19 protein-coding genes and 4 tRNA genes are annotated in these 20,979 nt (G+C 65.0%); 2 read left to right on the forward strand and 21 right to left on the reverse strand.

What is annotated here, in order from left to right; genetic code table 11:
• Positions 1-50: 50 nt before the first annotated feature.
• The 19 genes from rpoB to METFAM1_RS0110950 all read right to left on the reverse strand — a co-directional run bounded on the left by rpoB (position 51) and on the right by METFAM1_RS0110950 (position 16,763).
• Positions 51-4,127 (reverse strand): DNA-directed RNA polymerase subunit beta, encoded by a 4,077-nt coding sequence (gene rpoB / locus METFAM1_RS0110860; RefSeq protein ID WP_019915268.1) that lies wholly within the window; start codon positions 4,125-4,127, stop codon positions 51-53.
• Positions 4,128-4,449: 322 nt separating this feature from the next.
• Positions 4,450-4,827 carry a 50S ribosomal protein L7/L12 gene (rplL, locus tag METFAM1_RS0110865; RefSeq protein ID WP_019915269.1) on the reverse strand — a complete coding sequence of 126 codons (378 nt, stop codon included), beginning with the start codon at positions 4,825-4,827 and terminating at the stop codon, positions 4,450-4,452.
• A gap of 79 nt (positions 4,828-4,906) precedes the next feature.
• On the reverse strand, positions 4,907-5,437 hold the full coding sequence (rplJ, locus tag METFAM1_RS0110870; RefSeq protein ID WP_019915271.1) for a 50S ribosomal protein L10: 531 nt from the start codon (positions 5,435-5,437) through the stop codon (positions 4,907-4,909).
• Positions 5,438-5,703: 266 nt separating this feature from the next.
• Positions 5,704-6,396, reverse strand: coding sequence for a 50S ribosomal protein L1 (rplA, locus tag METFAM1_RS0110875; protein WP_019915272.1), 693 nt, complete (start codon positions 6,394-6,396; stop codon positions 5,704-5,706).
• A 2-nt stretch (positions 6,397-6,398) separates the two neighbouring features.
• Positions 6,399-6,830 carry a 50S ribosomal protein L11 gene (gene rplK / locus METFAM1_RS0110880; protein WP_018228072.1) on the reverse strand — a complete coding sequence of 144 codons (432 nt, stop codon included), beginning with the start codon at positions 6,828-6,830 and terminating at the stop codon, positions 6,399-6,401.
• Positions 6,831-6,984: 154 nt separating this feature from the next.
• Positions 6,985-7,518 carry a transcription termination/antitermination protein NusG gene (gene nusG / locus METFAM1_RS0110885; RefSeq protein ID WP_019915273.1) on the reverse strand — a complete coding sequence of 178 codons (534 nt, stop codon included), beginning with the start codon at positions 7,516-7,518 and terminating at the stop codon, positions 6,985-6,987.
• Positions 7,515-7,868, reverse strand: a complete 354-nt coding sequence (secE, locus tag METFAM1_RS0110890; protein ID WP_024300634.1) for a preprotein translocase subunit SecE — start codon at positions 7,866-7,868, stop codon at positions 7,515-7,517. Before secE ends, nusG begins: the two co-directional genes overlap by 4 nt.
• 57 nt (positions 7,869-7,925) lie before the next feature.
• A tRNA-Trp gene (locus METFAM1_RS0110895) sits at positions 7,926-8,001 on the reverse strand.
• Positions 8,002-8,046: 45 nt separating this feature from the next.
• Positions 8,047-9,237: an elongation factor Tu gene (tuf, locus tag METFAM1_RS0110900; RefSeq protein ID WP_019915275.1), complete on the reverse strand. Its 1,191-nt coding sequence runs from the start codon at positions 9,235-9,237 to the stop codon at positions 8,047-8,049.
• Between the two features lie 90 nt (positions 9,238-9,327).
• Positions 9,328-9,402: transfer RNA gene (locus METFAM1_RS0110905), tRNA-Thr, on the reverse strand.
• A gap of 36 nt (positions 9,403-9,438) precedes the next feature.
• Positions 9,439-9,512 (reverse strand) — tRNA-Gly (locus tag METFAM1_RS0110910).
• A 98-nt stretch (positions 9,513-9,610) separates the two neighbouring features.
• Positions 9,611-9,695, reverse strand: a tRNA-Tyr gene (locus tag METFAM1_RS0110915).
• 66 nt (positions 9,696-9,761) lie between these two features.
• Positions 9,762-10,460, reverse strand: coding sequence for a dethiobiotin synthase (gene bioD / locus METFAM1_RS0110920; RefSeq protein ID WP_019915277.1), 699 nt, complete (start codon positions 10,458-10,460; stop codon positions 9,762-9,764).
• A gap of 1 nt (position 10,461) precedes the next feature.
• Positions 10,462-11,241 carry a malonyl-ACP O-methyltransferase BioC gene (gene bioC / locus METFAM1_RS0110925; RefSeq protein WP_019915279.1) on the reverse strand — a complete coding sequence of 260 codons (780 nt, stop codon included), beginning with the start codon at positions 11,239-11,241 and terminating at the stop codon, positions 10,462-10,464.
• Entirely contained in the window at positions 11,234-11,983 is a 750-nt protein-coding gene (locus METFAM1_RS0110930) for an alpha/beta fold hydrolase (protein ID WP_019915280.1), read from the reverse strand. Before METFAM1_RS0110930 ends, bioC begins: the two co-directional genes overlap by 8 nt.
• Positions 11,976-13,130 (reverse strand): 8-amino-7-oxononanoate synthase, encoded by a 1,155-nt coding sequence (bioF, locus tag METFAM1_RS0110935; protein ID WP_019915281.1) that lies wholly within the window; start codon positions 13,128-13,130, stop codon positions 11,976-11,978. The genes METFAM1_RS0110930 and bioF overlap by 8 nt, the downstream gene beginning before the upstream one ends.
• Positions 13,127-14,437: an adenosylmethionine--8-amino-7-oxononanoate transaminase gene (gene bioA / locus METFAM1_RS0110940; protein WP_081627153.1), complete on the reverse strand. Its 1,311-nt coding sequence runs from the start codon at positions 14,435-14,437 to the stop codon at positions 13,127-13,129. The genes bioF and bioA overlap by 4 nt, the downstream gene beginning before the upstream one ends.
• A gap of 95 nt (positions 14,438-14,532) precedes the next feature.
• A complete protein-coding gene (locus tag METFAM1_RS0110945) occupies positions 14,533-15,927 on the reverse strand; it encodes a dihydrolipoyl dehydrogenase (RefSeq protein WP_019915283.1) in 1,395 nt (464 codons plus the stop codon).
• 98 nt (positions 15,928-16,025) lie between these two features.
• Positions 16,026-16,763, reverse strand: a complete 738-nt coding sequence (locus METFAM1_RS0110950) for a glutathione peroxidase (protein WP_024300635.1) — start codon at positions 16,761-16,763, stop codon at positions 16,026-16,028.
• 166 nt (positions 16,764-16,929) lie between these two features.
• Here METFAM1_RS0110950 and METFAM1_RS0110955 point away from each other — a divergent pair, with 166 nt between their 5' ends.
• Positions 16,930-17,847, forward strand: coding sequence for a hydrogen peroxide-inducible genes activator (locus METFAM1_RS0110955; RefSeq protein WP_019915285.1), 918 nt, complete (start codon positions 16,930-16,932; stop codon positions 17,845-17,847).
• Between the two features lie 46 nt (positions 17,848-17,893).
• Entirely contained in the window at positions 17,894-18,367 is a 474-nt protein-coding gene (locus METFAM1_RS0110960) for a Dps family protein (protein WP_019915286.1), read from the forward strand.
• 42 nt (positions 18,368-18,409) lie between these two features.
• On the opposite strand, the gene METFAM1_RS0110965 is transcribed toward METFAM1_RS0110960, so the two are convergent.
• Together METFAM1_RS0110965 and METFAM1_RS0110970 are read right to left on the reverse strand one after the other, a co-directional pair.
• Positions 18,410-19,063, reverse strand: coding sequence for a phosphatase PAP2 family protein (locus METFAM1_RS0110965; RefSeq protein WP_019915287.1), 654 nt, complete (start codon positions 19,061-19,063; stop codon positions 18,410-18,412).
• Positions 19,063-20,979 carry an LTA synthase family protein gene (locus METFAM1_RS0110970; RefSeq protein ID WP_024300636.1) on the reverse strand — a complete coding sequence of 639 codons (1,917 nt, stop codon included), beginning with the start codon at positions 20,977-20,979 and terminating at the stop codon, positions 19,063-19,065. Before METFAM1_RS0110970 ends, METFAM1_RS0110965 begins: the two co-directional genes overlap by 1 nt.

Raw genomic sequence — 20,979 nt, forward strand, 5'->3', positions numbered from 1 at the left:
CCTTTGGGGCTAGTGGCTAGGGGCTAGGCGGAACGCTTTCGCGCCCAGTCCTAGAACCGCTCCAAATCAATGTCGATGGCCAGGGATCGGATTTCCTTCACCAGCACGTTGAACGACTCCGGCATGCCGGCATCGATCTTGTGCTCGCCCTTGACGATGTTTTCGTAGACCTTGGTACGGCCGGTCACGTCATCGGACTTCACGGTGAGCATTTCCTGCAGCGTATAGGAAGCGCCGTACGCTTCCAGCGCCCACACTTCCATCTCACCGAAACGCTGACCACCGAACTGCGCCTTGCCACCCAGCGGCTGCTGCGTGACCAGCGAGTACGGGCCGGTCGAACGGGCGTGCATCTTGTCGTCGACCAGGTGATGCAGCTTCAGCACGTGCATATAGCCCACGGTGACCTGGCGTTCGAACGCCTCGCCAGTGCGGCCGTCGTACAGCGTCATCTGGCCGCCGGCCGGCATGTCGGCCAGTTCCAGCATGCGGCGGATTTCACCTTCGTGCGCACCATCGAACACCGGCGTCGCGAACGGCACGCCGTGCTTCAGGTTGCTCGCCAGTTCCAGCACTTCGCCGTCATTCAGCGAGGCGATGTCTTCACTGGTGCCGCTGCGGTTGTAGATCTCGTCGAGGAAAGCGCGCAGTTCGGCCATATTGGCCTGACGGCGCAGCATCGCGTCGATCTTCTTGCCCAGGCCACGTGCGGCCATGCCAAGGTGGGTTTCCAGGATCTGACCGATGTTCATCCGCGACGGCACGCCGAGCGGGTTCAGCACGATGTCGACCGAAGTGCCGTCTTCCATGTAGGGCATGTCTTCGATCGGCGTGATCTTGGACACGACACCCTTGTTGCCGTGGCGGCCGGCCATCTTGTCGCCCGGCTGCAGGCGACGCTTCACCGCCAGATAGACCTTGACCATCTTCTGCACGCCCGGCGGCAGCTCGTCGCCCTGAGTGAGCTTCTTCTTCTTCAGCTCGAAAGCGAGGTCGAAGTCGGTGCGGGTCTTTTCCAGCGATTCGCGCAGGCTTTCCAGCTGGCCGGCGATGTCCTCTTCGGCCATGCGGATGTCGAACCAACTGTGCGGCTCGACGCCATCCAGGTACTCACGCGTGATGGTGGCACCCTTGGCCAGACGCTTCGGGCCGCCGTTGGCCACACGACCGATCAGCAGACGCTCGATACGGGCGAAGGTGTCACGTTCGACGATGCGCATCTGGTCGCCCAGATCCTGGCGGTAGCCACGCAGCATGTCATCGATGATGGACTGAGCGCGCTTGTCGCGCTCGATACCTTCGCGGGTGAACACCTGCACGTCGATCACCGTGCCGTTCATGCCGGACGGCACGCGCAGCGAGGTGTCCTTCACGTCGGATGCCTTCTCGCCGAAGATCGCGCGCAGCAGCTTCTCTTCCGGCGTCAGCTGGGTTTCGCCCTTCGGCGTCACCTTGCCGACCAGCACGTCACCGGCTTCGACTTCGGCGCCGATGTACACGATGCCGGACTCGTCCAGACGGCCAAGCTGCGCTTCGCCGAGCGACGCGATGTCGCGCGTTATTTCCTCGGGACCCAGCTTGGTGTCGCGGGCGACCACGGTCAGCTCTTCGATGTGGACCGAGGTGAAGCGGTCTTCAGCAACGACGCGCTCCGACAGCAGGATCGAATCCTCGAAGTTGTAGCCGTTCCACGGCATGAAGGCGACCAGCATGTTCTGGCCGAGGGCCAGTTCACCGAGGTCGGTCGAAGCGCCGTCGGCCACCACGTCGCCCTTGGCGATGATGTCGCCGATCTTCACGACCGGACGCTGGTTGATGTTGGTGTTCTGGTTCGAGCGGGTGTACTTGACCAGGTTGTAGATATCGACGCCGACTTCGCCCGGTACGGTCTCCTCGTCATTGACGCGGACCACGACGCGGCTGGCATCGACGTAGTCGACCACACCGCCGCGCAGCGCCTGCACCGCCGTACCCGAGTCGACCGCCACGGTGCGCTCGATGCCGGTACCGACGAAAGCCTTCTCCGGACGCAGGCAGGGCACCGCCTGACGCTGCATGTTGGCGCCCATCAGTGCGCGGTTCGCGTCATCGTGTTCGAGGAACGGAATCAGCGACGCAGCAACCGACACGATCTGGCCCGGCGCGATGTCCATGTACTGGACCTGGTCGGGCGTCGACAGCATGAATTCGCCCTTGTGGCGGCAGGACACCAGCTCGTCGCTCAGCGCACCTTCACCGTCCAGCGAGGCGTTCGCCTGGGCGATCACGTACTTGCCTTCCTCGATCGCCGACAGGAAGTCGATCTGGTCGGTCACGCGGCCAGCATCGACGCGGCGGTAAGGCGTTTCCAGGAAGCCGTACTTGTTGGTACGGGCGTAGAGCGCGAGCGAGTTGATCAGGCCGATGTTCGGACCTTCAGGCGTTTCGATCGGGCACACGCGGCCATAGTGGGTCGGGTGCACGTCGCGCACTTCGAAGCCTGCGCGCTCGCGCGTCAGACCGCCCGGGCCCAGTGCGGACACGCGACGCTTGTGCGTGATTTCCGACAGCGGGTTGGTCTGGTCCATGAACTGCGACAGCTGGCTGGAACCGAAGAACTCCTTGATCGCAGCCGAAATCGGCTTGGCGTTGATCAGGTCATGCGGCATCAGGTTGTCGGATTCGGCCTGCGACAGGCGTTCCTTCACCGCACGCTCGACACGCACCAGACCGGCGCGGAACTGGTTCTCGGCCAGTTCGCCGACCGAACGCACGCGACGGTTGCCGAGGTGGTCGATATCGTCGATCTCGCCCTTGCCGTTGCGCAGATCCACCAGGATCCTGATCACGTCGACGATGTCTTCGTTCGACAGCGTCGGCGCGCCTTCGATGGCGTCACGACCGACACGGCGGTTGAACTTCATGCGGCCCACGGCCGACAGGTCGTAGCGCTCTTCCGAGTAGAACAGGCCGTGGAACAGCGTTTCCACCGCATCTTCCGTGGGCGGCTCGCCCGGACGCATCATGCGGTAGATGGCGACGCGGGCCGACCACTGATCGGCGGTCTCATCGGTGCGCAGGGTCTGCGAGATGTACGGGCCGCGGTCCAGATCGTTGGTGTACAGCGTGCTGATTTCGCCGACGCCGGCGGCCGACATCTTGGCCAGCAGATCTTCGGTGATTTCGTCGTTCGCGTTGGCGAGGATTTCGCCGCTGTCCTGATCGACGACGGCGGTCGCGATCACGCGGCCGACCAGGAAGTCTTCCGGCACGGCGATCGACTCGGTACCCGACTCGGCCAGCTCACGGATGTGCTTGGCGGTGATGCGCTTGTCCTTGGCGACCACGACCTTGCCCGACGCATCGACGATGTCGAACTTGGCGATTTCGCCGCGCAAGCGCTCCGGCACCAGCTTCATCTGGATGCCGCTCTTCGACGCCAGGTTGAAGCTGTCGAAGTCGAAGAAGGTTTCGAGGATCTGCTCCGGCATCATGCCGATGGCCTTCAGCAGGATGGTCACCGGCATCTTGCGGCGACGGTCCACGCGGAAGTACAGATAGTCCTTCGGGTCGAATTCGAAGTCGAGCCAGGAGCCGCGATAGGGAATGATGCGGGCCGAGAACAGCAGCTTGCCCGAGCTGTGCGTCTTGCCGCGATCGTGCTCGAAGAACACGCCGGGCGAACGGTGCAACTGGCTGACGATGACACGCTCGGTGCCATTGATGACGAATGAGCCGGTGGTCGTCATGAGCGGAATTTCGCCCATGTACACTTCCTGCTCCTTCACTTCCTTGATCGTTTCCTTCGGCGCCTCGCGGTCCATGATGACCAGCCGGACGCGCGCGCGCAGCGGGCTGGCGAAGGTCAGACCGCGCTGATGACATTCCTTCACGTCGAAGGCCGGTTCGCCCAGCATGTAGTGGACGAACTCGAGACGGGCATTGCCGGAGTGCGAGCTGATCGGGAAGATCGACGTGAATGCGGCCTGCAGGCCCTGATTGCGACGGTGCTCAAGCGGCACGTCGGTCTGCAGGAACTGCGTGTAGGACTCCAGCTGGGTCGCCAGCAGGAAGGGCACGTCGAGCACCGCATCGCGCTTGGCAAAGCTCTTGCGAATGCGTTTCTTCTCGGTGTAGGTATAGGCCATGAAATCTCCGGACAAAGAGTGCGATGGCCGGGGAAAACGGAGCGAGCGCCACCCGGCGCGCGACCCGTGTTTCACCACGGAATGCAATCAGGACAGCGTCACCGGCGGTTGGCCTCTACCAACCCCTGGGCTGACAGCGAAAGCGCGGGTTGAACACCCGAGGCGGGACTTTCGCTCGACCGACGACGGTCTTCCGTGATCGCTTCGGAAGACAAGGAAAAAGCGGTTTGGTGCCGCGTTTTCCTGGTATCCCGAACCTGCTGCATAAACGACAACGGGAGCGCGTGCCGCAAAGCACGCGCTCCCGCCAACCAGAGTCGAATTACTTCAGTTCGACCTTGGCGCCGGCTTCTTCCAGCTGCTTCTTCAGGGCTTCAGCGTCAGCCTTGGAGATGCCTTCCTTGACGGGCTTCGGAGCGCCATCAACCAGGTCCTTGGCTTCCTTCAGGCCCAGGCCGGTCACTGCGCGCACGACCTTGATGACTTCAACCTTCTTCTCGCCGGCAGCGGCCAGAACGACGGTGAATTCGGTCTTCTCTTCAGCAGCCGGGGCAGCGGCGCCGGCAGCCGGGGCGGCAACGGCAACAGCGGCAGCAGCCGACACGCCGAACTTCTCTTCCATGTCCTTGATGAGCTGCGACAGCTCGAGAACGGTCATGGCGGAGATGGCTTCCAGAATCTGGTCTTTGCTAACGGACATTTCAAAACTCCTGTTTCAAGCGCGGTGCATCAACATGCAGTCGCGCGGATGATTGCTTGATCTGAATTGAGGCCTGAACTTAAGCGGACTGCTTTTCGCGTTCGTCGCGCAGGGCTGCAACGGTACGGACAAATTTGCCCGGAACTTCGTTGAGCGTCTGAACGAACTTGGCGATCGGCGCCTGCATCGTGCCCAGAAGGGTGGCCAGCAGCTCTTCGCGGCTCGGCATGGAGGCCAGCGCCTTGACGCCAGCGGCGTCCATGACGTAATTGGCCAGCGCGCCACCGCGAATCACCAGCTTGTCGTTGCCCTTGGCAAAATCCTGAATGACCTTCGCGGCCGAAACCGGATCGGCCGACATGCCGTAAAGCAGCGGACCGGTCATTTCATTCGCCAACCCCTCGAACGGGGTACCCGCAACAGCGCGACGAGCCAGCGTGTTCTTCAGAACACGCAGGTAGACGCCCTGCGCACGGGCCTGGGCACGCAAACGCGTGACATCGCCCACTTCCAGACCTTTGTTCTCGGCGATCACGATTACTTGCGCGCCCGCAACTGCAGCGGATACGCCGGCAACCACTTCCTTCTTCTGATCGAGATTGAGTGCCAAGGTCTACTCCCATGATTACAGTCGTCCGGATCGCATCACTGCTCACCGGATCAACCACGTGCGGCGACCGTATTCAGGAGAAGAAACTGTCCGTAAGGACACCATCCATCCTGTGTCGGGTAACGCCATCTGCGCAGGCGGCACTTGCGCACCATTAGACCCTTGCGGGCACCTGCGGTCTTTGACAACCCGCCGCGCCATGCTGGCCGCGACGGCCCAAAGTCCTGTTGTCATGCGCCCGGCTAACCGGGCGCGAATTCAATTCCTTACTGCACCGTCGCCTGATCGACGCGGATACCGACGCCCATGGTGGTCGTCACCGACACCTTGCGCAGGTAGACACCCTTGGCGGCTGCCGGACGCGCCTTGTTCAGCGCTTCGATCAGAGCCTTGATGTTGGTCGTCAGCTGTTCCGGCGTGAAGGAGGCGCGACCGACCGTGCACTGGACGATGCCGCCCTTGTCGGTGCGGTACTGCACCTGACCGGCCTTGGCGTTCTTCACCGCGGTGGTGACGTCCATCGTCACGGTGCCGACCTTCGGGTTCGGCATCAGGCCACGCGGACCGAGGATCTGGCCCAGCGCGCCGACGACACGCATTGCGTCCGGCGTGGCGATGGCCACGTCGAAGTTCAGATTGCCTTCCTTAACCTGAGCTGCCAGATCGTCGAAGCCGACGACATCGGCGCCAGCGGCCTTGGCTTCTTCAGCCTTGGCGCCCTGGGCGAACACGGCGACGCGCACGCTCTTGCCGGTGCCGGCAGGCAGCACGACCGAGCCGCGGACCAGCTGGTCCGACTTCTTCGCATCGATGCCCAGATTCACGGCCAGATCGACCGACTCGTCGAACTTGGCGTTGGCGGTTTCCTTGACCAGCGCCAGCGCGTCGGCCAGCGGGTAGGCGCGGTTGCGATCAACCTTGGCGCGCAGCGCCTGAATGCGCTTCGAGAGCTTTGCCATGATTACAGGCCCTCCACCGTGATGCCCATGCTGCGGGCAGAACCGGCGATCGTGCGCACAGCGGCATCCAGATCGGCAGCGGTCAGATCCTTGTTCTTCACCTTCGCGATTTCTTCGAGCTGAGCGCGGGTGACCTTGCCGACCTTGTCGGTATGCGGCTTCGGCGAGCCCTTGGTGATGCCGGCAGCCTTCTTGATCAGGATGGTCGCCGGGGGCGACTTCATCACGAAAGTGAAGGACTTGTCCGCGTAAGCGGTGATCACCACCGGGATCGGCAGACCCGGTTCCATGCCCTGGGTCTGCGCGTTGAACGCCTTGCAGAACTCCATGATGTTCAGACCGCGCTGACCCAGCGCGGGACCGATCGGGGGCGACGGGTTCGCCTTGCCGGCCGGCACTTGCAGCTTCACGTAGCCGACGATTTTCTTCGCCATGATGACTCCATTTGCGAGTGATAGCGTGGCGGACACACAGGCCCGGCCACTCCTCATCCGGCGCATGCGCACCGGAAACAATCACGCGGCACGAGCCCTGAGACCCCTGCCGCGCACCTTGGCGACACCCTGCGGCGTCACCGAAACCTTCAGATCAGACCTTCTCGACCTGCGAGAACTCGAGCTCGACCGGCGTCGCACGACCAAAGATGGTCACCGACACGTGCAGACGGCTCTTTTCGTAATTGACGCTTTCCACCGAGCCATTGAAGTCGGTGAAGGGGCCTTCCTTGACGCGCACCAGCTCGCCCACTTCGAACAGCACCTTGGGACGGGGCTTCTCAACCCCCTCCTGCATCTGCTGCATGATCTTGTCGACTTCCTTGTCGGAAATCGGCGTCGGCTTGTTCGCAGAGCCACCGACGAAGCCGGTGACCTTGGGCGTGCTCTTGACCAGGTGCCAGCTGTCCTCGTCCATTTCCATCTCGACGAGCACATAGCCGGGGAAGAACTTGCGCTCTGACACAGCCTTCTGGCCGCCGCGCATTTCGATCACTTCCTCGACCGGCACCAGAATCTGGCCGAACTTGTCCTGCATGCCCGAACGCGCAACACGCTCGGTCAGCGCGCGCTGAACCGACTTCTCGAAGCCGGAATAGGCGTGCACAACGTACCAACGTTTGCTCATGATTTCTTCCAGCCCAGGATCAGGTCGTACAACACCCACTCGAGACTCTTGTCGGTCAACCACAGGAACAACGCCATCACGACCACGAAGCCAAACACGATGGCCGTGGTCTGCAGCGTTTCCTTGCGGCTGGGCCAAGCAACCTTCTTGGCCTCGGCCACCGACTCGTTGGCAAAAACGATGAAGCGCCGCCCCGGCTCGGTGAACCACGCCACCGCGATACCGGCACCCAGACCCGCGAGCACGGACAGCACCCGCACAGCCATGATCTGGTCGGCAAAAACATAAAAGCCGGCCACACCCGCAATCAACAGGGCAATGGCCAGCGCAAGCTTCAACTGGTCAGTCATGAGCATCCGGAAGTGCGCACGCACTCCGCAAAATTTTGTCCGGCTTGGCCACCGGAGTGGCAGGGGCAGAGGGAATCGAACCCCCAACCTTCGGTTTTGGAGACCGACGCTCTGCCAATTGAGCTATGCCCCTGCAAAACGCGAACCGGGTCGCACGCGCGACCCGGAGTACAACTCTTTACTCGACGATCTTTGCAACCACGCCGGCGCCGACGGTACGGCCACCTTCGCGGATCGCGAAGCGCAGACCTTCTTCCATCGCGATCGGGGCGATCAGCTTCACCGTGATCGACACGTTGTCGCCCGGCATCACCATTTCGGTGCCCGCCGGCAGTTCGATCGAGCCGGTCACGTCCGTCGTACGGAAGTAGAACTGCGGACGGTAGCCGTTGAAGAACGGCGTGTGACGACCACCTTCTTCCTTCGACAGCACGTAGATCTCAGCCGTGAAGTGCGTGTGCGGCTTGATCGAGCCCGGCTTGGCCAGAACCTGACCACGCTCCACGTCTTCACGCTTGGTGCCGCGCAGCAGCACGCCAACGTTGTCGCCCGCCTGACCCTGGTCCAGCAGCTTGCGGAACATTTCAACGCCGGTGCAGGTGGTCTTCACCGTCGGCTTGATACCGACGATTTCGATTTCCTCACCAACCTTCACGATGCCGCGCTCGATACGACCGGTCACCACGGTGCCGCGACCCGAGATCGAGAACACGTCTTCGATCGGCATCAGGAACGCGCCATCCACTGCGCGCTCCGGCGTCGGGATGTAGCTGTCCAGTGCAGCGGCCAGCGCCATGATGGCACCTTCGCCCAGATCGGTCTTGTCGCCTTCCAGCGCCTTCAGGGCCGAGCCCTTGACGATGGGCACGTCGTCGCCCGGGAAGTCGTACTTCGACAGCAGCTCGCGAACTTCCATTTCAACCAGCTCGAGCAGCTCGGCGTCGTCAACCATGTCGCACTTGTTCAGGAACACGACGATGTACGGCACACCGACCTGACGGGCCAGCAGGATGTGTTCGCGCGTCTGCGGCATCGGGCCGTCAGCGGCCGAGCACACCAAGATGGCGCCGTCCATCTGCGCTGCACCCGTAATCATGTTCTTCACGTAGTCGGCGTGACCCGGGCAATCAACGTGCGCGTAGTGACGGGTCGCCGTCTCGTACTCAACGTGCGCCGTGTTGATCGTGATGCCGCGCGCCTTCTCTTCCGGCGCTGCGTCGATCTGGTCGTACGCCTTCGCTTCACCACCGAACTTCGACGACAGAATCGTCGTGATCGCCGCCGTCAGCGTCGTCTTGCCATGGTCAACGTGACCAATCGTGCCCACGTTCACGTGCGGCTTGGTGCGCTCAAACTTTCCCTTTGCCATTTTCGATCACCCTGGTTGCTTGATAGAGATCTGCGTCAAACATCGACTGACATCCTCAGTTGTCACCAGGATGCCGCACGCAAAAAATTTTGGTGCCCATGGGCAGGATTGAACTGCCGACCTCTCCCTTACCAAGGGAGTGCTCTGCCACTGAGCTACATGGGCACTGAAACATCTTTGCCCGGACACACGCCCGAGCCGTGGAGCGGGAGACGGGAATCGAACCCGCGTCATTAGCTTGGAAGGCTAAGGTTCTACCATTGAACTACTCCCGCCAAACCGCTCCCTACCACCCCATCGCGGCGACATGCACTCGCGATGTTTGCTGCAAATTTTTCGCCGTCTTGCCAGAACCCCGCTTGCTCAAGGGTTGTGGTGGAGGGGGAAGGATTCGAACCTTCGAAGGCAGAGCCGTCAGATTTACAGTCTGATCCCTTTGACCGCTCGGGAACCCCTCCGGCGACCAGCGAAACCCGCGATTATGGTGAGGGTTTCTTGCGCTGTCAAACCCCGGAACAAAAAATTCATCCGGGAGAAGCCAGCAGCGGCTGGATGTCCAGCAGACGCGATGCGGTTTTTGCATCGGCGCCGGACAGCCGCGGGATTATGCCAAGAATTGGCGCGTTGAGGCGAGTTTTCAGCGCGGAAATCGTCGCCTCCTGCTCCAGCATACCCTCGGCCTGGCAGTTCGCGACCCAGCCGGCCAGCGCCAGCCCGCGCGCGCGCGCCGCCTCGGCCGTCAGTAGGGCGTGGTTGATGCAGCCCAGCCTCAGGCCGACCACCAGAACAAGCGGCGCGCCGATATCGACCGCCAGATCGGCGGTCGTCCAGTCGTCGCCCAAGGGCACGACAAAGCCACCGACGCCTTCGACGATGACGTGGTCCGCCTCCGCGCGCAGCGCAGACAGGGCGTCCAGCACCACAGCGCGCTCGATCGACCGCCCCTCGCGTTGCGCGGCGACGTGCGGAGCCAGCGGCGCCTCGAAAAGATAGGGATTGGTCAGCGCCGTCGGCTGGTCGAGCCCGCTGGCCTGCGCCAACGCGTCGGCGTCCTCGTTCGCCAGGCGGCCGGTGGCGTCCAGCGACGCGCCCGATGCCACCGGCTTCATGCCGACGGCGTTCACGCCGCTTGCTCGCAGCGCCTCGATCAGCGCGCAGGACACCAGCGTCTTGCCGACCCCGGTGTCGGTGCCAATGACGAAATGCAGCTTTCCCGCGCTCATGTCAGCTCCGGTCGCCCGAGGACGCTCGAGCGACCACCCAGGCCAGTTGATAGGTCAGCGGCACGCCACGCGCTTCGCGCCGTGCCTCCAAGCGATTACACACCTGCCGCAATGCGGCGCGGCCGAGCAGCGCACGGCGCGCGCCGTCCGGTACGTGCGACGCACCGATGTCGCGATTCGACTGCAGCAGTCCACGCGCATCGGCAAAGTACTCGACATGCGCTTCGCAGCGCATCAGGTCCACTGCGAAGCCGTTGTCGGTCAGTGCGGCAGCCAGCACCTCGGGCGCAGGGAATGACACGGTGTGACGATACGCATCCAGACCGGCGAATGCCTCGTCGATCTCGGCGAGCGTGCCGTGGAGAACAGTGCTGAAGCACATATGGCCGCCATCGTGGAGGACGCGCCGACACTCCGCCAGCGCGACCGGCAGATCGCACCACTGCAGCATCAGGCTGGAGAGCACGACGTCCGCGCTGGCCGAGGCAAGCGGCAGGCGGTGCGCATCGGCGCAGACGCGCGCCACTCCGTCGCCCTGTTCGTGGGCGCGCAACATGCCCAACGAGAAATCGACCGCGCAATGCGTCGCCTGGGGAAAGCGCGCCTGCAAGCCGGCCGATGCGAAGCCGGTCCCACAGCCGAGATCGAGCACCAGCCGGGCGGATCTGTCCGGCAGCAGTTCGAGCAGACGATCGCACACCACGCGTTGCAGCCCGGCCGCCGAGGCATAGCGCGTCGCGGCCCGCGAAAACGAGGACCTTATCGCCGCGCGCTCAGTCATCGGCGCACACCCACGCACACAGATCGGAAAGCTCGTGATGCCGCCAGGGCAGATGCGCCGCGCCCGGCACCGGAATCCAGCGCTCAGCGGCCTCTTTGGCCGCGGCACCCATATCGACCACGTGGTCCTGCTCGCCGTGCAGGCAGCACAGAGGTATCGGAAGCGAGCGCAAGGTGTCGCGGAGATCCTGTTCGCGCAACCAGTCCAGCCCCTGACTCAACGCCGGAGCGGCCGGCGGCAGGTCGTCCATCAACGCTGCCATCGCGCCCCGCACGCCGCGTGCATCACTGTCGCCGAGCGCCGCCAGCGCGGCAAAGCGAGTGCGCGTGCGCCGCGGGTCGTGCTCAAGGCCTTCGGCAAAGGCATCGAAACGCTCTTCGGTCATGCCATGAGGCCAGTCGGCCGCCTGCATGAAGCGCGGCGACGCACCAACCAGCGCCAAGCGCCGCACCGGTGCGCGCGCCGCCCAGGCGACCGCCAGCAGGCCGCCCAGCGACCAGCCGACCAGCACCTCGGCGTCGGGTACCGCCCGTGCGAGCTGATCGACGCCGTGGTCGAAACCGTCGCAGCGCTGGCCGACGTTCAATCCGTAGCCGGGCAGATCGGGCTGGACGACGCGGCAATGCGCGCCCAGCGCCTGCGCCAGCGGCGCGAGCAGGCGGCCGTCCCAGCCCCAGCCGTGCACCAGTGCGACGCGCGGCCCCTGCGTGCCGTAATGACGGGCGGCCAGCACGTCATTCATGACCGACCTCGTTCAGCGCAGCGCACAGCGCGTCGATGTGTGCGACCTCATGCGCCGCGCTGAGCGACACACGCAAGCGGGCACTGCCGGCAGGCACCGTCGGCGGCCGGATGGCCGGCACCCACAGATCTCGCTCTTGCAGCCGCGCCGACAGCGCCAGCACCTCGGAATTGCCGCCCACCCGCACCGGCTGGATTGCCGTGTCGGACGGCATCAACGGCCATCTGCATGTGGCGAGCGTCTGTCGCATGCGCAGGCGGTGTTCCGCCAGACGCGCCCGCCGCTCGTCGCCCGCCTCGATCAAGCGCAGGCTCGCCAGCACCGCGCAGGCGGTCGCCGCAGGCGCTGCGGTGGTGTAGCGGTAGCTGCGGCCGGTCTGCATCAGCCATTCGATCGCGTCCGCGTCGCCGGCGACGAAGGCGCCGGCCACACCGGCCGCCTTGCCCAGCGTACCGACGTAGATCACGCGCGGCGACGCGATGCCGAAGTGCGACAACACGCCGCGCCCTTGCTCTCCCAGCACGCCGAAACCGTGCGCGTCGTCGACCACCAGCAGTGCATCGTGGCGCTCGCACAGCGCCAGCAGTTCGGGCAGCGGCGCGATGTCGCCATCCATGCTGAACACGCCGTCGGTGACGACGACCTTGCGCCCGTCCACTGCCTCGAGCGCGCGCGCGACCGCGGCGACCTCGCCATGCGGATAGCGACGCACCGTGGCGCGCGACAGCAATGCGGCGTCGACCAGCGAGGCGTGGTTCAGCCGGTCGGCGATCACCGTGTCGCCGCGCCCGGCAAGCGCCGGGATCACTGCGAGGTTGGCCATGTAGCCGGTCGAGAAATAGAGCGCGCGCGGCAATCCGATGAAACGAGCCAGCGCGACCTCCAGTTCCTCGTGCGGCCGCTGGTGACCGCTGACCAGGTGCGACGCGCCGGCGCCGGCGCCCCAGCGTGCAGTGCCTTCGCGGAAGGCGTCGACGATTTCAGGATGGTTGGCGAGTCCGAGATAGTCGTTGCCGGCAAACGAAATCAGACGCCGGCCATCGACCACCGCCTCGGGGCCGCAGGGCGCGTCCAGCACGACGCGGGTGCGCAGCAGATCGTCCGCCGCCAGTGCTTCGAGGCGGGCACGAAAATCGGTGGCGCTCATGCGAGGGCGGCGTCCAGCGCAGCCAGCGCCCCTTGCGCAAGCAACGCGCTCTGCGCTTCATCGAGCACGTAGGGCGGCATGAAGTAGAGCGTGTTGCCTATCGGCCGCAGCAGCAGTTCGCGCGCCAGTGCCTCGCGATGGAAACGGCGGCTGAAATCGCTGTGCGACGTCTCGACGTCGAGCGCCCAGATCATGCCGGCCTGGCGGAAATCGCGTGCGGCCGGATGCGCGGCCAGCGGCCTCAGCGCCTCGGTAAAGGTCTGCGCCCAGAGCCGGTTGCGTGCGAGCACATCGGTCTGCTCGAACAGTTCCAGCGTCGCCAGCGCGGCGCGGCAGGCGAGCGGATTGCCGGTGTAGGAGTGCGAATGCAGAAAGCCGCGCGCCATCGTGTCGTCGAGGAAGGCCTCAAACACGAAGGGCTTGCTCAGCACCAGCGACAGCGGCAGCGTGCCGCCGGTGATGCCTTTGGACAGGCAGATGAAATCCGGCCAGCCCTCGCTGTCAGCATCCAGCGACTGCTCGCTTGCGAAGAAGGTGCCGGTGCGGCCGCAGCCGACCGCGATCTCGTCGGCGATCAGGTGCACTTCGTAGACGTCGCACAGTGCGCGCGCCGCGCTGAGCCAGCCGGCGTCATGCATCGCGAAGCCACCGGCGCACTGCACCCGTGGTTCGATGATCAGCGCGGCAATCCGCGCGTGGTGTGCTTCGAGGAATACAGTCAACGCGTCGAGCGCGTGCAGCGGCGCGCTGGACGCCGGACTGGGCAGCACGTGGGCAGCACGCACCATGGGCGCGTAGGCGTCGCGGAACAGCGGCACGTCGGTCACCGCCAGCGCACCGACCGTTTCGCCGTGGTAGCTGCCGGCGAAGCAGATGAACTCGTTCTTCTCCGGCCGCCCGCTGTTGCGCCAGTAGTGTAGCGACATCTTCAGCGCGATCTCGGTCGCCGACGCGCCGTCCGACGCGTAGAAGGCGTGGCCGAGGCGACCGCCGGTCAGGGCCGACAGCTTTTCCGACAGCGCCACCACCGGTTCGTGCGTGAAGCCCGCGAGCATCACGTGGTCCAGCGTGTCCAGCTGGTCGCGCAGCGCCTGCACGATGCGCGGGTGGCTGTGGCCGAACAGATTGGTCCACCACGAACTGATGCCGTCGAGGTAGCGACGGCCATCCGGCGCGTACAGCCAGGGCCCCTGCGCGCGGCTGACGGCGAGCAGCGACAGCGACTGGTCGGCATGCCACTGCATCTGCGTGCACGGATGCCAGACGGCGGCGAGACTGCGGGAAACGAGGGAATCTGAAGCGGACACGTGAATACACCGGCAGCGCCCCCGCTCGGCGGCGAGGGCAACGAGGCCGGTATTCTAACCGCCCGCCCGGCACCTCGTCCGGGCGGGCGGCGGAATCACGCTGCGGTGAGCTTTGCCGCCGCGTCGCGCAGTGCAGTACGCAGTCCCTCTTCCACCACGGGGTGATAGAAGGGCATCTCGAGCGCGCGCTGCACCGTCATGCCGGACTGCATGGCCCAGGCCAGCAGATGCGCCAGGTGCTCGACGTCCGGACCCATCATTTCGCAGCCGAGCAGGCGACCGCTGGCCTTGTCCGCGTAGACATGCAGCAGACCCTTGTTGCGCAGCATGACGCGCGAGCGCCCCTGGTCCTCGAACGACACCTCGCCGGTGACGAAGCTGTCCGGCGCCAGATCGGCGTAGCGCTTGCCAACCGTCGCCAACTGCGGATCGGAAAACACCACCGCGATCGGCTCGCGACGCAGACCGGGCTGCACATCGGGGAAGCGCGCCGCGTTCTCGCCGGCGATCCTGCCCTCGTCGGCCGCTTCGTGCAGCAGCGGCAGATCGTTGTTGGCGTCGCCGGCGATGAAGATGGGCGTGCGGCCACACTGCATCGTCGTGCGATCGAACTCCGGCACGCCATTGGCACCCAGCGTCACCGACGTGTTCTCCAGCCCGAGGTTCTTCACATTGGGCGTGCGGCCGGTGGCGGCGATCACCCACTGGAAGTCCTTGGTCACGACGCGGTCGTTCTGCATTTCCTGCACGATGCGCACGCCGTCCGGTCGCTCTTCGACCGACACCACCTTGGCGTCGGCATGCAGCGCAAACTCGTCCGCAAACGCATTGGTCGCGTAGGCCTTCAGCGCCGGATCTGAGAACGGGCCGACGAAGTGGCCGCGGCCGAACACCTCGACGCGCACGCCAAGACGGTGCAATGCCTGCCCGATCTCGAGGCCGATCACGCCCGGGCCGAACACCGCCACCGATTCCGGCAGATCGGTCCAGTCGAACACGTCGTCATTCACGATCAGGCGCTTGCCGGCCGGCTTCAGCATCGGCGGCACCGCTGGCGACGAGCCGGTCGCGATGACGGCGCGGCCGAAGGTGACCACCGTGTGTTCATCGACCTGCAGGCTGCGGTCGTCGATGAACTTGGCGTAGCCGCGCAGCTTGTGCTCGGCCGGAATGTTGTCGACGCCGCGCACGACGAAACCGACGAAGCGGTCGCGCTCGCTGCGCACGCGCTCCATCACGGCGCGGCCATCGATGCGCACCGAACCTTCGAGGCGGATGCCGAAGGCGTCCCACTTTTCGGTCACATGCGCCGCCTCCGCCGCGGCGATCAGCAGCTTGCTCGGCATGCAGCCGACGCGGGCGCAGGTGGTACCGTAAGGGCCGCCCTCGATGATGACGGCCGACTTGCCGCCGGCGATGGCGGCGCGGTAGGCGGCGAGGCCGGCCGTGCCGGCGCCGATCACCGCAACATCCACGATCACTTCTTTCATTTCAGTCTCCCTGGTCGGACGATCAGGGCTGCGCGCCCTGCGGTGCGCAAGCCTGATCGTACGGCGGGTCGCACCGCCGTACGTTCATCGAGCGCCGCTTACTTCGCCGCCGCCCACTTCTCCAGATCTTCCCAACCGCCGATGTGCTGGCCGTTGATGAACACCTGAGGCACGGTCTTCGCGCCGACGATGGCCCCCAGGGCACGCGAACGCTCGGTGTGCGGCAGGTTGATCTCGGCGTAGTGGTAGCCCTTCTCCGCCAGCAGCGCCTTGGCCTTGGCGCAGAAGCCGCAACCCTCGCGGGTCAGGATGGCGACCTGATCCGGCTTCTTCGCGTTCGGGTTGATGTAGTTCAGCATCGTGTCCGCATCGGACACCTTGAACGGGTCGCCCGGTTCCTGCGGCTCGACGAACATCTTGCTCACCACACCGTCCTTCACCAGCATCGAATAGCGCCAGCTGCGCTTGCCGAAGCCGAGGTCCGCCTTGTCGACCAGCATGCCCATACCTTCGGTGAATTCGCCGTTGCCGTCAGGCACCAGGGTCACATTGTCGGATTCCTGGTCCTTGGCCCATTCGTTCATGACGAAGGTGTCATTGACCGATACGCACAGGATGTCATCGACGCCGTTGGCCTTGAACGCCGGCGCCAGTTCGTTGTAGCGCGGCAGGTGGGTCGACGAGCAGGTCGGCGTGAAGGCGCCGGGCAGCGAGAACACCACCACGGTCTTGCCCTTGAACAGATCGTCGGTGGTGACGTTCTTCCATTCGTTGTTTTCGCGGACGCGGAAAGTGACGTTGGGGACGCGCTTGCCTTCGTGGTTCTGCAGACTCATGTTCATCTCCTTCAGTGATGGACGGGATTCGAAAGGGGTGATGCACACGCCGCTTGCTGCGTTGCACATCGACAGGACGCATTCTGGACATGCGCCACACTTCGGTCCAATTGATTGATCTGATCGTATTGATCGTATAATTCGATCAACAATCCGGAACGTGCTCATGTCCGCCCTGCCCTCCCTGCGCCAGCTGCGCTATCTGGTCGCCGTATCTGAGAAGTTGAATTTCACGCAGGCGGCGGAATCGTGTTTCGTCACGCAATCCACGCTGTCGGCCGGCATCAAGGAACTGGAAGCCACGCTCGGCGCACAGCTGGTCGAGCGCGAGCGGCATTCGGTCATGATGACGCCGGTCGGTGCCGAGGTCGTCGCGCGTGCCCGCCGGCTGCTGGCGGAGGCCGAGGACCTGACCGAGTGGGCGCGCAACGTCGAGCGGCCGATGAGCGGCCTGCTCAAGCTCGGCGTCATCCCCACCATTGCGCCCTTCCTGCTGCCGGCCGTGCTGCCCGCAGTACGTGCGCGCTACCCCGAACTCAAGGTGGCACTGCGCGAGGACCTGACCCGCAACCTGCTGTCGCGGCTGGCCGCCGGGCAGATCGACTTCGCGCTGATCGCACTGCCCTACGACACCCGCAACCTGCAGGTTCAGCCGCTGTTCGACGAGGAGTTACTGCTGATCGCACCGGCCGGCAAGGAGGCCGACATGCCGCGCGACATCGGCAAGCTCGACCCGGAGGCACTGCTGCTGCTCGAAGAAGGCCACTGCCTGCGCGGCCACACGCTGGGCGGCTGCCGGCTGGACGAACCACGGGTGACCGGCATGGAGGCGACCAGCCTGTTCACGCTGGCGCAGATGGTCGAAGGCGGACTCGGCATGGCGCTGTTGCCGGACATGACGCTGCGCTCCGGCCTGCTCGGTCACATGAATCTGGTCGCGCACCGCTTCTCCGAACCGCGTCCGCGCCGTACCATCGCACTGGTCGCACGCAGTTCGAATGCGCGCCAGGAGTGTTTCGCACGCTTGGCCGAACTGATTGCCGGACAGGCGCCCGAATCCTCACCCGACGGAACCGGCGCCTGACGCGCGCACTCACATCCGTGTCAGTCACAACGAAGGGAGCATCAAAATGAGCACGATCAACATCGGCATTCCCGAAGACCAACGCCGCGCCATTGCCGACGGCCTGTCGCGCCTGCTGGCCGACACCTACACCCTCTATCTGACCACGCACAACTTCCACTGGAACGTGACCGGTCCGATGTTCAACACGCTGCACCTGATGTTCGAAGGCCAGTACACCGAACTGGCTCTGGCCGTCGATCTGGTGGCCGAGCGCATCCGCGCGCTGGGCTATCCGGCACCGGGCACCTACTCGGCTTACGCCAAGCTCACGTCGATCAAGGAACCGGAAGGCGTGCCGTCGGCCAACGACATGATCCGGCAACTGGTCGCCGGCCAGGAAGCGGTCGTGCGCACCGCACGCAGCATCTTCGCCGTGGTGGACGAGGCGCACGACGAGCCGACCGCCGACCTGCTGACGCAACGCATGCAGATCCACGAAAAGAACGCGTGGATGCTGCGCAGCCTGCTCGAAGGCTGATCCACCGCGTTGCAGAATCTGCCGGCCCGCAAGGGCCGGTTTTCATTTGCGCGCCAGCACTGCGCAGATCCAGACGACCAGCGCGCACAGCGCGGCACTGAGCAGGATGTGCGACGGGAAATGCGCACCGCGCGCGACCTGCACCGTTCCGGCCACGCCCCCGAGCAGCAACACGCCAGCCAGCGCCAGACGCCGCCGTGCGCCGGTCTGCGCCGGCAGCAGTGCCAGCCACATGAAGGCGGTGGCCGCATGGCCGCTGGGCAGGCATTTGCCCGGCCCGGGCTCGGTCGGTCGCATCTCCAGCAGCCGGAAGTACTGCCCCGAGCCACCGAAGTCGGCGACATACCAGGGACAGCTGTGGGCCGACTGTGCCCGCGCCAGATTCACCGCGATCACGGCCAGCAGCGAAGCGACGAGCACGAAAGCCAGACGGCGGCGCAGATCGCCCGCCACACCCCGCAAACGCATAGCAATCCAGCCCGCCAGCAGCGCAACCCAGACCACCACCGCAAGCCACTTCAGGCCGTCGTGCAGCACCACCGACAGCAGCCACTGCCGACGCAGCGGAAAGGCCCCGGTTGCTGCATCGAAGAACCACGTGGCGGTGATCAGATCGCCGTCGCTCCAGCGGTTGCTCCACAGCGCCAGCAGCGCCGACAGCACCGCCACGGCGAGCAGGTCGGCGTGCCGCCGCATCACTGCGCAGCAGGCATCTGCAGCCGGCCCTGCTTGAAGGCGGCAGCCGCGGTCTGGTAGTAGGCGATCGCCTCCTTCACCTGCTGCGGTTCCGGCTCGGTCGGCGTCGATTCGAGTGTCGCCGGGTCGACGCGATAGGCCTTGACGACCCGCCGCGGCGACAGAACCGTCAGCAGGTCGCCACGCAGATAGCCCAGGTCCTGATAGTTGGAAATGAACACGCGATCGAGCTGCACGTGCTCCTCGAAGAAGGCGCGACCGAAGAAATGGTCGTCGCCGTTCTTGCCCATCACTTCGAGCAGCGTCGGCGCCAGGTCGATCTGGCTCAGGCGGTCGGTGAATTCGCCCGGCGGCAGCATGTCCGGCGCGTAGAAGATCAGCGGAATGCGGTACTTCGCCACCGGCAGCCGGGTGCGGCCCGCGACCGACGCGCAGTGGTCGGCGACGAACACGAACAGCGTGTCGGCGAACCACGGCTGCTTCTTCGCCTCGCGGATGAACTGGCCGATCGCCCAGTCGGTGTACTTCACCGCGCCGTGCCGGCCACCCGGCGACGGAATGTCGATACGCCCGTCCGGGTAGGTATAGGGCCGATGGTTCGACGTGGTCATGATCTGCGCGAAGAAGGGCTTGCCCTCGGCCGCCTTTCGATTCATCGCGATCAGCGCATTGGCGTACAGCGATTCGTCCGCCACGCCCCAGACGTTCTCGAACACGATGCTGTCCTTGGCGAAATCGGTGCGGTCGACGATGAGGTAGTCGTTGCCACGAAAGTAGCTGTTCATGTTGTCGAAGTAGCCGTAGCCACCGTAGATGAACATCGGCACCACGCCCTGCGGCGCCAGGATTTCGCCCACCGTCGACAGATTGTTGTTGTTCGTCCGCCGCACGATGGCCTGCCCGGGCACCGGCGGCGTACCGAGCGACAGCGCTTCCAGACCGCGCACGGTGCGGGTACCGGTGGCATACACGTCGGCAAAGCGCAGCCCCTCGGCAGCGATGCGGTCCAGTTCCGGCGTCAGCCCCGCCTTCGATCCGTAGGCGCCGACGTATTCCGCCGACAGGCTCTCTATCGTCACCAGCACCACGTTGCGCGGCCGCCGCGTGAAAGGTGACTTGTCGTGCGGCGGATCGTCCATCGCGCTCGGGCTGTCCTCGGCGCTCAGCGGCAGGCGCTCGACGTGCAGCGAGCGCAATACCTCATCCGCTTCTTCCTGCGGCAGCGTCGCGTACCAGCGTGCGTAATCGAGTTCGTTGCGACGCATCGCCGCCGCCAGCGAAAACAGACCGTTGCCCGCCAGCTCGTCGGCGTAGGCGTCACCGCTGCCCTCCATCTGTTCGATCTCGGCGAACTGCGCCAGCACCGGCAGCAGCACCGCCGCGACCAACATCGCAAGACGCGCGCGCCAGGGGCGCGCAGTGACCGCGAACGACAGCCATCGCCGCAGCGCGATGACGACCAGCGCCGACAGCGCCACGATGGCCGCGACCAGCGTGCCGACCGGATAGGACTCGACGATGTTGCCGATCACCTCCTGCGTGTACAGCAGATAGTCGACGGCGATGAAGTTGAAGCGGGTCGAGAACTCGTCCCAGAACACCACCTCGGCGACCGCAGCGAACAGCAGCAGCGCCACCGCCAGCCACAGCGCCGTCCAGCGCAGTGCGCCCATGAAGCGGCTGGCACGCAGCCGTGCCGGCAGCAGGGCGGAGATCGCCAGCAGCGGCGCCAGCATCCAGGCCAGCGTTGCGCTGTCGAACCACAGGCCGCGCGTGAACACATGCAGCGGCGCACTGCCGGCGTCGGCGTACAGCCACAGACCGAGCCGCAGCAGCGTCCATACGGCCAGTGCCGTCAGCGCAAGTACGAGCAGGAAGGGCAAGGTTCGGCGGTGCGGCACAGGGGATTCAGGCAT

Source organism: Methyloversatilis discipulorum (assembly GCF_000527135.1).
GTDB lineage: Bacteria > Pseudomonadota > Gammaproteobacteria > Burkholderiales > Rhodocyclaceae > Methyloversatilis > Methyloversatilis discipulorum.